The 14,845-nt window shown below is 49.3% G+C and carries 14 protein-coding genes; 7 read left to right on the forward strand and 7 right to left on the reverse strand.

Annotation, left to right across the window (positions count from 1 at the left end; all coding sequences use genetic code 11):
* The first annotated feature begins 21 nt into the window (after positions 1–21).
* The 7 genes from NDA01_RS02755 to NDA01_RS02785 all read left to right on the forward strand — a co-directional run bounded on the left by NDA01_RS02755 (position 22) and on the right by NDA01_RS02785 (position 7,622).
* A complete protein-coding gene (locus tag NDA01_RS02755; RefSeq protein WP_348226777.1) occupies positions 22–1,008 on the forward strand; it encodes a DnaJ C-terminal domain-containing protein in 987 nt (328 codons plus the stop codon).
* 304 nt (positions 1,009–1,312) lie between these two features.
* A complete protein-coding gene (locus NDA01_RS02760) occupies positions 1,313–1,666 on the forward strand; it encodes a PAS domain-containing protein (protein WP_190433643.1) in 354 nt (117 codons plus the stop codon).
* Positions 1,627–3,876, forward strand: a complete 2,250-nt coding sequence (locus tag NDA01_RS02765; RefSeq protein WP_348226778.1) for a putative bifunctional diguanylate cyclase/phosphodiesterase — start codon at positions 1,627–1,629, stop codon at positions 3,874–3,876. Before NDA01_RS02760 ends, NDA01_RS02765 begins: the two co-directional genes overlap by 40 nt.
* Positions 3,877–4,036: 160 nt before the next feature.
* Complete coding sequence (gene sufU, locus NDA01_RS02770; protein ID WP_348226779.1) at positions 4,037–4,507, forward strand: Fe-S cluster assembly sulfur transfer protein SufU; 471 nt, start codon at positions 4,037–4,039, stop codon at positions 4,505–4,507.
* Positions 4,508–4,562: 55 nt separating this feature from the next.
* Positions 4,563–5,096, forward strand: a complete 534-nt coding sequence (locus NDA01_RS02775) for a Ycf51 family protein (RefSeq protein WP_348226780.1) — start codon at positions 4,563–4,565, stop codon at positions 5,094–5,096.
* Positions 5,097–5,222: 126 nt separating this feature from the next.
* Positions 5,223–6,407, forward strand: a complete 1,185-nt coding sequence (locus NDA01_RS02780) for an iron-containing alcohol dehydrogenase family protein (protein WP_348226781.1) — start codon at positions 5,223–5,225, stop codon at positions 6,405–6,407.
* 3 nt (positions 6,408–6,410) lie between these two features.
* Complete coding sequence (locus tag NDA01_RS02785) at positions 6,411–7,622, forward strand: aspartate aminotransferase (RefSeq protein ID WP_348226782.1); 1,212 nt, start codon at positions 6,411–6,413, stop codon at positions 7,620–7,622.
* Between the two features lie 94 nt (positions 7,623–7,716).
* Here the strand turns inward: NDA01_RS02785 and NDA01_RS02790 are convergent, their stop codons facing one another.
* The 7 genes from NDA01_RS02790 to NDA01_RS02820 form a co-directional block, all read right to left on the reverse strand.
* Positions 7,717–8,478, reverse strand: coding sequence for a hypothetical protein (locus tag NDA01_RS02790; protein ID WP_348226783.1), 762 nt, complete (start codon positions 8,476–8,478; stop codon positions 7,717–7,719).
* Positions 8,479–8,839: 361 nt separating this feature from the next.
* Positions 8,840–9,700, reverse strand: coding sequence for a peptidoglycan-binding domain-containing protein (locus NDA01_RS02795; RefSeq protein WP_348226784.1), 861 nt, complete (start codon positions 9,698–9,700; stop codon positions 8,840–8,842).
* A gap of 423 nt (positions 9,701–10,123) precedes the next feature.
* The gene (locus NDA01_RS02800; RefSeq protein WP_190433631.1) at positions 10,124–10,549 is read right to left on the reverse strand and encodes a hypothetical protein; all 426 of its coding nucleotides are present in this window, start codon (positions 10,547–10,549) and stop codon (positions 10,124–10,126) included.
* A 28-nt stretch (positions 10,550–10,577) separates the two neighbouring features.
* Positions 10,578–10,982 carry an NIL domain-containing protein gene (locus NDA01_RS02805; RefSeq protein WP_190433629.1) on the reverse strand — a complete coding sequence of 135 codons (405 nt, stop codon included), beginning with the start codon at positions 10,980–10,982 and terminating at the stop codon, positions 10,578–10,580.
* Between the two features lie 199 nt (positions 10,983–11,181).
* Complete coding sequence (locus NDA01_RS02810; protein WP_190555522.1) at positions 11,182–11,436, reverse strand: hypothetical protein; 255 nt, start codon at positions 11,434–11,436, stop codon at positions 11,182–11,184.
* 148 nt (positions 11,437–11,584) lie between these two features.
* A complete protein-coding gene (locus tag NDA01_RS02815; protein ID WP_190433626.1) occupies positions 11,585–12,769 on the reverse strand; it encodes a M20 family metallopeptidase in 1,185 nt (394 codons plus the stop codon).
* Between the two features lie 14 nt (positions 12,770–12,783).
* Positions 12,784–14,814, reverse strand: a complete 2,031-nt coding sequence (locus NDA01_RS02820; RefSeq protein ID WP_348226785.1) for a DUF3352 domain-containing protein — start codon at positions 14,812–14,814, stop codon at positions 12,784–12,786.
* Positions 14,815–14,845: the final 31 nt, after the last annotated feature.

Genomic DNA, 14,845 nt, shown 5'->3' on the forward strand with positions numbered 1-14,845 from the left:
TCATTGAGTGTTAACTTCCTTATGCAAAACTTTCGGAACTACTACGAAATTCTGGGAGTTTCCAGAGATGCTTCTATAGAAGAAATCAAAAAAGTTTATCGGCGGCTGGCAAGGCAATATCACCCCGACCTGAATCCGGGGAATAAAGAGGCTGAGGAAAAATTCAAAGATGTCGGAGAAGCGTATGAAGTGCTTTCCGACACCACCAAGAGAGCGCAGTACGACCAATTCAGTCTTTTTTGGAAGCAGAAAGGCTTTCAAGGGGGAAATGCGGCGCGGGGGGCAGCGGCATGGAGCGATCGCAACAATGGTCGCACCAACGATGACTTGGATTTCGGTTCCTTCCCCGATTTCAACAGCTTTGTGGATCAGCTGCTCAATCGGCGCACCACCGCTAAAACGGCGACCGCTGGCACAAACTCCCGCACTACCACTGCCACCCAAGAATATTACCGCCCAGGCACCACCAAGACCGCCTATACGGTGCGGACAGGTCGCCGGGATGCCGAAGCCAAACTGAGCGTGCCCCTCGATAAAGCTTATACAGGCGGTCGCGAACGAGTGCGGCTAGAAGATGGGCGATCGCTAGAAGTGAATATGCCCGGTGGCATGTTTTCTGGGCAGCGGATTCGGCTCAAGGGGCAAGGTGTTAACGGGGGCGACCTGTACCTAAAAATTGAAGTCACCTCTCACCCTTATTTCAAGCTAGAAGGGACTGATATTCTCTGCCAGCTCCCGATCACGCCAGTAGAGGCGGTTTTAGGGGGGCAGATTGAGGTGCCCACGCTAGATGGACTGGTGAAAATGCGAATTCCCCCAGCCGTACGTCCGGGTCAACGCCTCCGCTTAGCTGGCAAAGGATATCCTAGTGATCAGGGGGTACGGGGAGACCAGATTGTGGAAATCCAAATTGCGGTGCCTAGGGACCTGACTGCGGAAGAACGCAATCTCTACGAAAAACTCCGTCAAATTGAAAGTTTCTATCCCCGTACTGACTTGCCTATCTAAATCACTTCAGTTTCTAGCCTTTATTTTTAGCACTTGAAGAAAAGTGCTCTAGTTTGCGCAAGTGGCGGATGTTTTTAGCTCAACTTGCGGATTTTTGCCGCTCTAGTTACTGCCAAACTAGACTCTATTACAGCATTTTTAATTGCTTAGAACTTAGGCGTTTTTCTCGGAGTTGTGCAGAGAGTTTCTACACAACTATGGCCTACTCAAAAAACCAACTTTTTTAATTACTGTTAATTATTGCTGCGATCGCGACCCATCCCAGAAGCAACCCAAAAAAGCAAATCAAGAGAAGCAGACCATTATGATGACGCTTCAGGAACTGACGACTACAACCGACGTGCCTGTGCTAATTACAGATCATCAAGGCTTCATTACCTTTGTCAATTCTGCCTTTCAAGCCACTTTTGGCTGGCAGAGTGAGGAGATTCTCGGTCAACCGCTTACAGTAGTCATTCCTACGAGCTATCACGATTCCCATCACCTCGGATTTGCCCGCTTTACCCTGACTGAGCAACCGACGATCATGAACCATCCTCTGCGATTAATGGCAGTCACTCAGGATGGTAGAGAAATTCTATCCGAGCATTTTATTACCGCAGAGCAGCAGCTTGGCCAATGGATGTTTGGTGCTATCTTACGGCCTCTGGAGTCGTAACAACCCCTCACGGAGCAAAAGTCCTAATGCTAGGCGATCCCACCATCCTGCTCAATCAACTGCGCTCCACACTAGGCAAGATGGAAGTGGCCTTAGGAGCCATTGTCGATTCCATCGTTTGGACGGACGAGGATGGCAGAATTCAATGGTCTAATACTACGTTCGACCGTTTAGTGAATCGGCAACGCTTTGAAGTGTTGGGTACACCGCTTCTAGATTTATTGTGCCTAGAGCAACAGAATCAACCACTTACGCCGGAGGAACACCCAGTCAATCGAGTGTTACACGAACGACTGAATGTGACTGGCATTTATGAATTTCAACAGGCTGAAACCAGGCAAGTCTTAGAGATTTATGCCACTTGCATCCAATTTAAGGGTCAGGGAACTAATGCTGTCTTGGCAATTCGAGACCTCACAGAGCGCGCTCGCCTGGATGCCGAACTGAAGCAATCCAAGCAAAAGCTCTCACTCCATGTGCAGCAAACTCCCCTAGCTGTCATTGAGTGGAACCTAGATTCTGAAGTGGTGGACTGGAATCCAGCGGCAGAAAAAATTTTTGGTTATTCCCAAAGCGAAGTAGTAGGCTGTCACGTTTTAGACTTAATTGTGCCCCACGCCGCCAAAGAGCAGGTCAAGCAGGTTTGGGTAGAACTCTTGGCCCAAAGGGGAGGCATGCGGAGCACCAATGCCAACCAGACGAAAGACGGCAGAACTATTTTCTGTGAGTGGTACAACACACCTCTGATTGATCAAAACGGGAACCTGATTGGCATTGCCTCACTGGCTCAGGATGTAACGGAGCGCAAGTGGGCAGAAGAACAGTTGTTGCACAGCGCGATACATGATGCACTGACGCATCTACCCAATCGAACTTTGTTTATGGATCGCTTAGAACATGCCATGCAGCGGGCCAAGCGTTCCACAGGGGATTTGTTTGCAGTCTTATTTATCGATTTAGATCGCTTCAAACTAATTAACGACAGTTTGGGTCACTTAGTTGGGGATCAACTGTTAGTTGCGATCGCTCGCCGTCTAGAAGCCTGCCTAAAATTAGGCGATACAGTGGCGCGGTTAGGCGGGGATGAGTTTGCCGTTTTACTAGAAGACATTTCAGATTTAAGCGGTGCCACCCAAATTGCTGAGCGGATTAACCAGGCGCTAGCCCTACCTTTCAATCTCAATGGCTATGAGGTCTTTGCGACTGCCAGCATTGGAATTGCACTATATACCCGCAGCTATGTTCAATCAGAGAATTTGTTGCGAGATGCTGATATTGCCCTGTATCGCGCCAAAGCCGTAGGGAAGGCTTGTTATGAAGTCTTCAACCTGAGTATGCATGCTCACGCGGTGGAGCGATTGCAACTGGAGACGGATCTGCGGCGAGCCATCGATCGCCAAGAGTTTCAGGTTCGTTATCAGCCCATTGTGGCTTTAGCCACAGGTGCAATTGTGGGATTTGAGGCTTTAGTGCGTTGGCACCATCCTCAACGCGGCTTGGTTGCTCCGACGGAGTTTATTGCAGTTGCTGAAGAAACAGGCTTGATTGTGCCACTGGGGCATTGGGTGTTGCAGGAAGCTTGCCAACAGGTAGCGAACTGGCAAGTACGGTTTCCCTTCTGCCAACCCCTGACGATCAGTGTCAATATTTCGGGGCGACAGTTCTCTCAGACGGATTTGATGACCCAAGTCAGTCAAATTTTGCAGACCACCCAGCTAGCGCCTGGGAGCCTAAAACTGGAAATTACTGAGACTGTGTTGATGGAAAATTCGGAACCCGCGATCGCCATGCTACTAGCCCTGAAAACTCTGAATATTCAGCTATATATGGATGATTTTGGCACTGGATATTCATCTTTGAGCTATTTGCACCGGTTTCCGATTGATGTCCTCAAAATCGATCGCTCTTTTATCACCACGATAGACACAAATAGTAAAAATTCAGCAATTGTTCAGACGATCATCACGCTAGCCCACAATTTGGGGATGCAAGTAATTGCCGAGGGCGTAGAAACGGCAGTTCAACATACTCAACTAAACCAGATGGGATGTGAGTACGGGCAGGGTTACCTGTTCTCTAAACCTGTGTCTGCTGCTGTCATCACCACCCTGCTAACTCAGCAATATCATTGCCGCGCTCGCCAGCTCAGTCCTCATCCGCAGCATCAACGCCAATTATCAAAAGCTGGCAAGGTTTTACCTGGAAATTGATTCCGAATTTCTGGCCTGAGCGCTACGGCAAACCGATCGCGGATCGAGCTAGCAGTTGATATGCTGGAAATTCTCTAGGTAATAATGCGATCGCTACCTATCAAGCTGGAAGACCCTGATAGGATCGAGAATAGACGGAGACACACATCATCAACCCATCATGACTCTGGGCAACTTACGTGATCTATATCAACAAGTGATTCTGGAGCGTTATAAAAAACCTCGTAACAAGGGTACAACCTCTCCAGTCCATCGTTATCAAAAAGGCCATAATCCTTCTTGTGGTGACACGATCGAACTGACTTTGCAACTCAACGAGAACAGCGACCGGATTGAGGATGTCAAATTTGAAGGGGAAGGCTGCGCGATCGCGATCGCCTCTACAGATCTGATGGCTGAGGCGCTGCGGGGTCGCACCGTTGTCGAAGCCCTAGAAATGGTGCAACGCTTCCAAACCATGATGAAAGGGGAAGCAGAGTTTCCCCAAGAATTGCGGAAGTTAAACGTAATGCAGGGGGTTTCTCAGTTTCCTGTGCGGATTAAATGTGCCAATCTTTCTTGGCATACCTTAAAGGCAGCCTTAGAGCTCTCTGAAGCGTCTCAGCCTGCGGGCTTTGTTAGCAACGAATAACCGAGGGATTTCCTCAGCTTTATTGATCTGTCGTTCGTCTTAGTTTGCCACCGTCATGCCTACAACTGCTGATTTTTTAATTGCTACTAAGTGGTCAGGCATTCTGACCTTAGTTTGCGCTGCCTTAACAGTCTTAATGTTTGTGTTCCAGTGGGGCGTGCGGTTCCGCTTTGTAGGAGTCACAGGCTTTATGGGGGTTCTAACCGTTGGCTTTTTTGCTCTCGGTTTGGTGCCTCTGACCCATACCATCATTCCGGGTGCTACGCATTTCTCTCTAATTTATGATTCTGGAGCGAGCCAGGCTGTGATCTCGGTTTCACCCAAAATTACCCAATCTGAGCTAGATGCTACGCTGCGCCAAGCGGCCTCTGATTTGTTCTCTTTTGGTCGCTTAGGCGGAGCCGACGAGCAACTCACCATTCGCGCTCGCACTGTGATTCACCCAGAAGTGGGTCAGTCAGTGCCTCTCTATCTAGGTGAAGCCAAGCGATCGCTCAGGGAGCGGGAAGACAGCGATATAGCCATCAAAATTTATGCTCAGAATTTCGCTCGTTTGCCTCAAGGAGAGACTGCATCTCGCCCATCCTAAAACTGCAATTGGTTCGTTAGAAACTGAGTGATCTTTACGCCTTAGTTTCAGTGCAAACTAGCCTAGAAATAGTAGTAAAGTTGTCCTTACCCTACGTAAATGTCAACGACCTCGCGATCGTGCCCTATGCCTTATCCCTCAGTACCGGATTCATCATCAACCCAAACTAAAACCACGACTGCGCTGCTCTCGCTGATGGTTGCGCCCGCTCAAGTGATTCGAGGCGAGCAAGCGTTGGCTCAAGTAGGGGAGGCAATTGGTCGCTTAGGACAGCGGCCTTTAATTGTAGGGGGCGATCGTACCTTAGCGGTGGTGCAACCTTGGTTAGAACCCGTGTTGCAACAGGAAAAATTGTCATTCGCTCAAGCTGCTTATGGTTTGGATTGCAGCGAAGCAGGACTAGCAGAACTCCGGGAAGCAGTTGCGACTCACCAAGCCGATGTGATTATCGGTGTTGGGGGTGGTAAAGCTTTAGATGCGGCTAAATTGATTGCTCATCAGTCCCAGTTGCCAATTGTGACTGTGCCCACTTCAGCAGCCACTTGTGCGGCTTGGACAGCCCTCTCCAATGTCTATTCCGACCAAGGAGCCTTTCTGTACGACGTAGGCTTACCCCGCTGTCCAGATTTGTTGGTGCTTGACTATAGCTTGGTTCGGACGGCTGATCAGCGGACTTTGGTCGCAGGTATTGGTGATGCCTTGGCGAAATGGTACGAGGCTTCTGTCAGCAGCGGTCACTCCGACCAAACGTTAATGATTGCCGCAGTGCAGCAGGCTCGCGTTTTGCGCGACATTCTGTTTCAAAAATCCGTAGCCGCTTTGCAAGAACCAGGGGGTGACGCTTGGCGGGAAGTGGTAGATGCTTCCGTGTTGTTGGCGGGGGTGATTGGTGGTCTGGGTGGAGCCCAATGCCGTACGGTGGCAGCTCACGCGGTGCATAATGGCCTCACCCATCTGTTAGCAAGTCACGATGCTTTGCACGGAGAGAAGGTGGCTTATGGCATTCTGGTGCAACTACGCCTGGAAGAAATGCTGCAAGGGAATCAATTGGCAGCAACGGCACGACAGCAGCTCTTAAAGTTCTATGCTGAAATCGGCTTGCCCCAAACTTTAGGAGATCTGGGTTTAGAGCAGATTTCGCTGGCAGATTTACAACATGCTGCTGAAGTAGCCTGTGCTCAAGGCTCGGACATTCACCGTTTGCCATTCTCGGTTGTGCCTGCACAACTTATGGCAGCTATGGTTTCGACAACGGCTCCGGTTGAAGTCAGTCGTACCACTCTGACTCAGGCAACCAGCAACGAGGTGTAAGGAATGGAACTGGATTGGATTACCCCTGCCGAACGTCTGCGGGCGCTCCCTCCCTATGTATTTGCCCGCTTAGATGAGTTGAAAGCTCACGCTCGCGAACAGGGCTTAGACTTGATTGACTTGGGAATGGGCAACCCAGATGGCCCTACACCGCAACCTGTCGTAGATGCAGCGATCGCAGCTCTACAAAACCCAGCCAATCACGGTTATCCGCCTTTTGAAGGCACTGCCAGTTTTCGTCGCGCCATCACCAGTTGGTACCACCGTCGTTATGGCGTCAGCCTCGACCCTGATGGAGAAGCTTTGCCATTACTGGGTTCCAAAGAAGGCTTGGCTCACTTGGCGATTGCCTATGTCAATCCCGGTGATGTTGTTTTAGTTCCCAGCCCCGCTTATCCAGCTCATTTCCGGGGACCGCTCATTGCTGGGGGTAAGATTCACAACCTGATCTTGAAGCCAGAAAATGATTGGCTAATCGATTTGGCTGCAATTCCAGATGATGTAGCCAAGCAAGCTAAAATTCTTTACTTCAACTACCCCAGTAATCCAACGGCGGCCACAGCCCCCCGTGAGTTCTTTGAAGATATTGTCGCTTTTGCCCGCAAGCATGAAATTCTGCTGATCCATGATCTTTGCTATGCGGAGCTCGCTTTTGATGGTTATCAGCCCACCAGTTTGCTAGAGATTCCAGGGGCTAAGGACATTGGGGTAGAGTTCCACACCATGTCCAAAACCTATAATATGGCGGGTTGGCGTGTAGGGTTTGTGGTGGGCAATCGCCATATTATTCAAGGACTGCGAACGCTAAAAACCAATCTGGATTACGGCATCTTTGCGGCCTTACAATCTGCGGCTGAAACTGCCTTGCAACTGCCCGATGTTTACTTGCACGAAGTTCAAGCTCGCTACCGCACCCGTCGAGATTTCTTGATCCAAGGATTGGAAGAGCTGGGTTGGAGCATTCCGAAGACTCGCGCCACCATGTATCTCTGGGTACCTTGTCCACCAGGGCAAAACTCGACTGACTTTGCTCTGTCGGTACTGCAACAAACAGGTGTGGTTGTGACCCCAGGTAATGCCTTTGGTCCTGGCGGTGAAGGGTATGTGCGCATTAGCTTAATTGCGGATTGCGATCGCCTAGGTGAAGCCTTGCAACGATTGAAACAAGCTAACATTCGTTATCAAGCTGAAGCCGTTGGGTCTCACTCCGAATAATTATTACCTTCAAAAATAATCGTAGGTCTAGTAAATATTCACTAGACCTACGGAAAATTAGACTAATTTAGTCGTTGAAATTCAGCTTTGCTAATTAACGGTTAGTGGTTCCAGAGGTGTCACCAGTGCTAGTTGTGTCATTGCCAGTTGTACTTGTGCCCTCTGGAGTCGGTGCAGTATCTGACTGAGCTCCCGTATTCAGATCGTTGGTGCTAGGTGCGGTATCAGTTGTACTGCCACTGCTGCCCTGAGTAGATGTTGCGTCATTTTCAGTTTGAGGCTGAGTAGGCGCAGGCGCAGGATTGCTGGGCACTGTGATATTTACGTCAGGAGCGGGAGCGGGTGCTACGTTCACTGTAGGTGCTGGAGCTGGAGCGGGTGCGGGTGCTTGAGGTGCTGGAGCCTGTGGCTGAGGAACAGGTACCACTCTGTCTCTCTCGATGATTCGAGTTTCGGTTTTGGTCACCGGGCTAGGTGATGGCTTGGCCGCTGGAGCAACTGAGCGATTCGGCACAATAATGGGTGCTACAGGCGCAGGAGTTTCGCGTCGTTGATTCAAGAAAAATAGTGTACCAAGAACTAACCCCAACAAAGAGGTCAGAATAATGCCGATCAGGAGCCCACGAGCTGCATTGTCGTTATCACGAGCAATTTGATTTCCGTCTCGCAATTCCCGTTCGGTGACCTGACCGCTTACGTAGCCATCGCGATAAGACACCTCGTCTGTCGTGGGTGTACGGGTATTAACGGTGTCAGCGTTGCGAGTGACACGAGTATGAGTATTTCCTTGAGCGTCTTGATAAGTCTCTTGACGAACTTCTGAATTGTGGGTTTCGCGGTTATCTCTGTTGTACATTTTTATTGCCAGAACGCTTTCAAAACAAAGGTTTTTAGAAAAAGAGCAAAGAAATATTTGAATCGCTAGAGACTACTAGAACCTAATGGGTGAACTTTAAAGTCAGTAGATTTCAATAATGACTTCTAAAGTTTTTGAGTCTGTATTTTGTACTAGCTCTACGTGAGCTCTGTATACAAAAGATACTTGGTTTGCAATAACAAACAGTTCTATCGGAAGAGTGGATTATTTGCTCTACCTCCAGGCTGACTTGCTTATTTAACTTTTTAAAGAAGATTTTTATAGCGCGATCGCTGAAAGAGTAGGAAACAAAAGTTACTCTACTTTTTCAAAGCTCAAGTTTCTTTTGAGTAAAAACTAGCTAACGCAGCAAGGCACTCCAAGTTGCAGGCCCAACGATACCATCTGCTTCTAATTGATACTGGCGCTGAGCTGCTTGAACTGCACTTTGGGTCTCTGGCCCAAAGGCACCATCTATGGCTCCTTGAAAAAATCCGGCGGCTTGTAAGCGCTCTTGCAGTCTAGAAACTGCGGAGCCTTGCATGCCTAATCTTAAAACTGGTAACTCTACCGTAGAGGCTTCAGGTTCAGTGGAGCTCGAAGGGACAACTGACCTCGCAGAACTATTACTACCTGCTAAGTCCCTATTGGGGTTTGAGTTGCTGAGACTGGTAGTAGCTAGAGCTGGGGAGCGATCAGGATTTGGGTTGCTGGAATTAGTGATATTAGGAGTGGGAAAGGCCGCAGCAGAGTTGGTAGTAGCGGAAAGATTGGCCGCAGAGGTAGTGTTGGTAGTGTTAGTGCTAAACGAACGCAGGTTAGCGGGAGGTGGAAAGAGTTGATCCCAGGTGGCAGGCCCAACGATGCCATCCGCAGGAAGTCCTGCCGCTGTTTGAAAGCGAGAGACCGCGATCGCAGTACTTTCGCGATAAAAGCCGTCTACTGCCCCAGCGTAGAAGCCCAATAACCTTAAAGTTGCCTGTAGCTCAGAAACGTCTCGACCTTGAGTGCCTAGTTTTAAGGTCGCTCGATTAATCAAACTACCTGGAGTTCTAGTTAATGTACTACCAGTTGGCGCTTGGTTGGCAGCTTCTTGTGCTTCAGCCATCCATGCGAAGGTGCCGACTGAGCTAGCCGTTAGTAGGCTGATGATGCTCCAGCGCACAAGCGGAGTGTAAATGATGCTGGGAGTCGCTAAGCCTCGATCCAGGCTGCTTTTCATTGACTTCACTCCTCTGTCAACTCAGTGACATGCGATCGCATGCCAAACTCCCCTGAGTTTATCTCATGTGTGATCCGGTTCAGCTAGGAACCTGACAATCTACTTTAAAAACAAAATTGCCCCACTGCGTAGAATGCTGTAGGGCAAGAGGACAGTTAAGCGCTTTTCATAGTGTCGTTAAATTCAACTCTAATCTTGGGGTACCGTGTGACGCTTTCTACATTGTCCATCCGGTGACTGGAGAGAGTTTTGTGAGGCAAAATTTTTGAAAAGTTTAAGCTGTAGGCGTTTCAGGCGATTGTATCGAAAACTGTAACTGAATTGCAGTTGCCATCGAACTCCCTTAATCTAGAGCTAACTACTCCTCACACACCACACCAGCAGCCTACAAGGGCTGCTTTTTTCTTGCTCTATTGCTTGACTTTACGCGAAATAGTGGAAGGTCCAGCCCAATCCCAAGCCAACTAGAGAAAATGCTGATAAGACCCAGAAGGCGGTTAACTGCTTGAATCCGGCAGTTTGTAAGTCTAGCCTTGCCAACATACAAGCAGAAATTGTAACTAAAATATGAACAAAAACATTAGCCATGTAGAGAACTACGGCTGTTAGCGCGGAGCCGCAAAGCACTAGGATAAATCTACCAATGCTAGAAACAGACCAAGTGAAAAATCGCGATCGCAGGCTTTTTTCAGGCGCGGTCAGTAATCCTGCCACAATGATGGCGAAGGCAGCAGCAAACAACCAATCAAACCCCGAACTGCGGGATGGGTAAAGGAACCAGCCCCATGTACAGTAGGCAACTACTAAAAGTGCTAGAGAGAGCCAAGGAAGTTTTTTCAGCAATGCCATTCACGCGATTTATTGCCATCCATTTAGTTTACAGATTAGTTGAGATCGCTTGAACTGGGCACGTTGGAATGCACTGCTCGCAAACAATGCAGCGCGATCGCGTGAAAGTAAGTCGGAAAGATTGCGGATCGAGAGTCAAGGCTTCGGTGGGACAAATGCCAGTGCAGAGACCACAATGCACACAAACATCTTCGTCAATCAGCAGTTCTCGACTTGCTAAGGAAACTCCAATATCTTGCGATCGCATCCAGTCAATGGCTGCATCCAACTGATCAATATCCCCAGACAACTCCACAACGAGCTTGCCAATCTGATTAGGGGCAACCTGAGCGCGAATAATATTAGCGGCAACATTAAAGTCTTTGGCCAGCCGGTAAGTGACAGGCATTTGCACAGAACGTTTAGGAAAGGTCAGAGTTACCCGTTTTTTCACAGCAGGTGCTCATAAAGGTTGCTTCTTTGTATTGACCTTTATTATAGATTTCTCTATCAGCGCCCTAAGTAGAGAATTGCAAGGAACCTATCTTGACCCTACTCAATGCAAAAGGGCACCTACCAGAGGTACCCCTACAATCGTGCTCAATTTACTAGAGCAGGGTTGTTGCAAGACCTAAATCAGACAGCCTAGTACTTTATAAAGATGAGGGACTATCAGGGGCGACCTCAGTGCCTGCAAACTGGATTAGCTGTTGTTGATCTGTAATCAGATCGCTGAGCTCGTTAATGTTAACCCCAATGTCTTGACAGGCTTGGTGCAATTCCCGCTCAAATGTATTCAAATCACTGCCATAGCCACAGAGATGAGCAGCAGTTTCAACTCCTTGTTTGGCATTGGCTTTAGCACAGTCAATCAGATCTGTACCCTTTAAAGGTGTAGGTGAAGCCATGAATTTAATTCTTCTCAGTTCTGCCTTACCAGCCAATTTAGCTAAGCTTTTCTCCTAGTTGATCTCTCGTAGGGCAGAATGCTCGGTTGATTGAGGTTGGTTGAGTTGGGGTGAGTATGGTCGGAGTGTTGACCAAGACCGTTCCGTCCTAACGATGCTCTCGTTGCCAGTACTTGTAAACAGCGTGGGCCAGAGTAACAACTCCGGTTAGAATTGCCGACTCATCCACCTCAAATTGAGGATGATGTAATGGGTAATTGAATTTATCGGGATAGCCCACACCCAAGCGAAACATGCTGCCAGGAGCATGTTCTAAATAAAGAGAGAAATCTTCGGAGCCTAAAGAAGGCTCTAGTAAAATCTGTACGCGATCGCTCCCCCAAGCTTCATGAGCCGCTGCTTCTAGCAACTGGGTCAAGGCTGGATCATTCTGGACTGAAGGCACTCCCCGACGATAGTGCAGCTCGTATTTGGCACCATAGGTTTGGCAAACATTGGCGACAATTTGCTCAATCCATTCGGGCAGATTGCTGCGAGTTTCAGGATGGAGCGATCGCACAGTTCCTTGAAGACGCACTTGGTCAGCAATCACATTAGGAGCCCGTCCCCCATTAATCTGCCCAAACGTCAAAACCACGGGACGGAGGGGATTTTGGGTACGGCTAATGGCTTGTTGCAAGTTAGTCACGACTTGAGCCGCAATCCAAACCGCATCGATCGCTTCGTGGGGGCGCGCCCCATGACCCGACTCACCCACAATCAAAATTTCTAAATCATCAGCCGCCGCAGTCAGGGCTCCATAGCGGATGCCGACAGAACCAGCGGGAATCGACGGAAAGACATGAACGGATAAAATCGCTGTGACTTGATCCATGACGCCATCTGCTACCATCCAACCTGCCCCTTGGGCAATTTCTTCGGCGGGCTGGAACAGAAAACGCACCGGGCCTGGTAAAGCGCCGTTGAGTTGGGATAACACCATGGCTGTACCCAAACCCACCGTGGTGTGGATATCATGGCCGCAGGCGTGCATAATCCCAGGCTGTCGCGAAGCAAATTCTAGACCAGTTCGCTCCTGGATTGGCAGGGCATCCATATCTGTCCGGATCGCGAGCAACCGTGGGTCGGTGCCTTGATTTGGCAGTTCACCTACGACTCCAACTTTGCCTACTGCTTCTTGCACATGCAACCCGCAGGAGGAAAGGACACCCGCTACATAAGCAGCCGTTTGATATTCCTGGCCGCTTAGTTCTGGATGACTGTGCAGATGGCGACGAATTTCAATTAAACGTGGGGCAAGGGTATGAGCGATCTCTTTAATCTGACTAAGCATGACAATGGGCGCTGCTATGGCTTTCTGGTTGGTGCCAGAACGAGTAGACTATCAAACTGTTGCTTTTCTGGTGTAGCAGAATTAGAAGCACTAATGCTATAAACTGTGCCGAGCCAGCGCTTGACTTCTCTCATCTCTGGGGCGTTGCTATAAGGCTGAAATAGGCCGTAGATAAACGACAGGGAAGCTCCCATGTTCGTATAAAAGTAGCCTTGATTGGGACGTGAAAAAGAGTCAGTAGCGGTTTTGAAGGTGCGATTTTGGTTAAGCGGTAGGTACGGTTTAGGGTTGAGTGCCTTCATGGGACCGAGCCCAGTTGTGACCACTAACGTATCTTGATCCACCCAACTATGGGCGAAGAAACTTTGGCGATCGCCTGCTTCTACAAATTCCCAACTGGTGACGGGTTGGCCTTGAATGCCCCGGGTGGCAATGTTCAAAGCTCCACCGGATTGCGATTTGATGAACTGGTCAAACTTTGTCAGGGCAGCTTCAGCGGCAGGGCGATCGCTGGTTTGCATCACCAAACCCAAGCCCAGGTCCAAGTTGGGATAGAGGCGGCTGAAGGGGCCTTGATTGTCGGGGAACAAAAACGCTGCATATTCCCCATCCATCCAGGGCAACCAATCGCGTTCCAAATCCAAACCACTAAAGGTCCGAATTCCATCGCGAATGAGTTGTAAAGCTGGTTGTAGGGTTGGTTCCGCTTGAGTAATATCTACGAAGGATTGCCATTGCTGCTTGAGATTCCGGCTAGTGCTGGCGAGATAAGTGGCCCCTGGCATCCGCGTTAGAATCTGCTCGGCATTGGGAGTCAAAACATCAGCCTTGGTGGGTTGTGGCGTTTTGTAGTAGCTACTAATTTGGGTGTGAATGCCTTCTGGCTGCAACCATACATAGCCATCAACGGTGCTGTAATCTTGGGCTAAGCGTTCCAGACCAACCGTCAGGCTTTCCATTGGCACTGGGCTGGGTGGCTGAGAAGCTGCTTTTAATTTACGAGGCAGAGAAGTTTGCGGCTGGGGAGAAGTAGGTTCTTCAGGGGGAGGCGTTGTGGGAATCGGAAATTGGGGTTGAGGGAAGCGAGCAATCTCGGCGATGTTGCCGTAAGCTACCAGCAGCGATCGCTGAAACTGGGGATGCTGCATTGTGCGCTGAAACTGCGGATTCGTTGCTAGCGCTGGGCTCTTGCTGCGGCGGGCATCAATTAATTGTTCGATCGGGGCTGGAGTGGTAGCTGTCACCAAGTAACCAGGCAAGACAGCGATCGCTAAACCTGCCTGAGGGCTAGGAATGGAGGGAATCGAGAGTCCCCCTCCGGGAATGGGAGGTAAAGGTAAAGTAGGCGTAGAACCGACAGCTTTGAGTTTGGAAAATGCCTGTGGCTTGCCTATCGAAGTCTGAGTCGTTGGTTCAGTCGGCTGAATTTCTTCTTCAGAGGGTGCTTGAGGTGTGGTTTCAGGCTCTAATTCAGTTTCTGGAGCTGACTCGCAGCCTGGCTGGTTTGGTGAGGCACTGTCGCACTGCGCTGGCTTTTCCGCAGGCCACTCCCAAACGGTAACTCCTTTATATTGACGCTCGATCGGAGGTTGGCTTCGAGATGCCTTGAGCTTTGTCAAAAAAGCATTCAAAAGCTGAGTGTCTTTAACTGGGGCTAGCAAAAGCGCATGGTTTGCGTTAAGAAGTTCCGAGCTATTTTCTAAGCGATCGTCGGAATTCTTTTCTGAACCCGTAAAGGGCATGAGAGCGATCGCCACTCGCTCACCTAGCCAAGGCTGTACATCTGTGGTTAAGTCTAGACCTAGAAAAAGAGCGGGCAGTCCGGCTAGAAAAGGTCCAGCTTGGGAAAACAACTGAAACTGTGTCAGTGTGGTCCAAGTCTCAGTATTGGTGTTGACAAATACTACACCCGCAACATTAGCAGGCAACGTAGTAGTGAGTGAGGAAGATTTAGCAACGTTAGATGGGGAACTGGGTTGCGCGATTACATAACTTGGACTCGTTGCTAGAAGTGCAAGAAGTGGTAATGCGAAACGATGTAGCAAAGTTCTCTCCACCTTTTTTGTTCACAGACTA

The organism is Trichocoleus desertorum AS-A10 (assembly GCF_039962155.1).
Lineage (GTDB): Bacteria > Cyanobacteriota > Cyanobacteriia > FACHB-46 > FACHB-46 > Trichocoleus.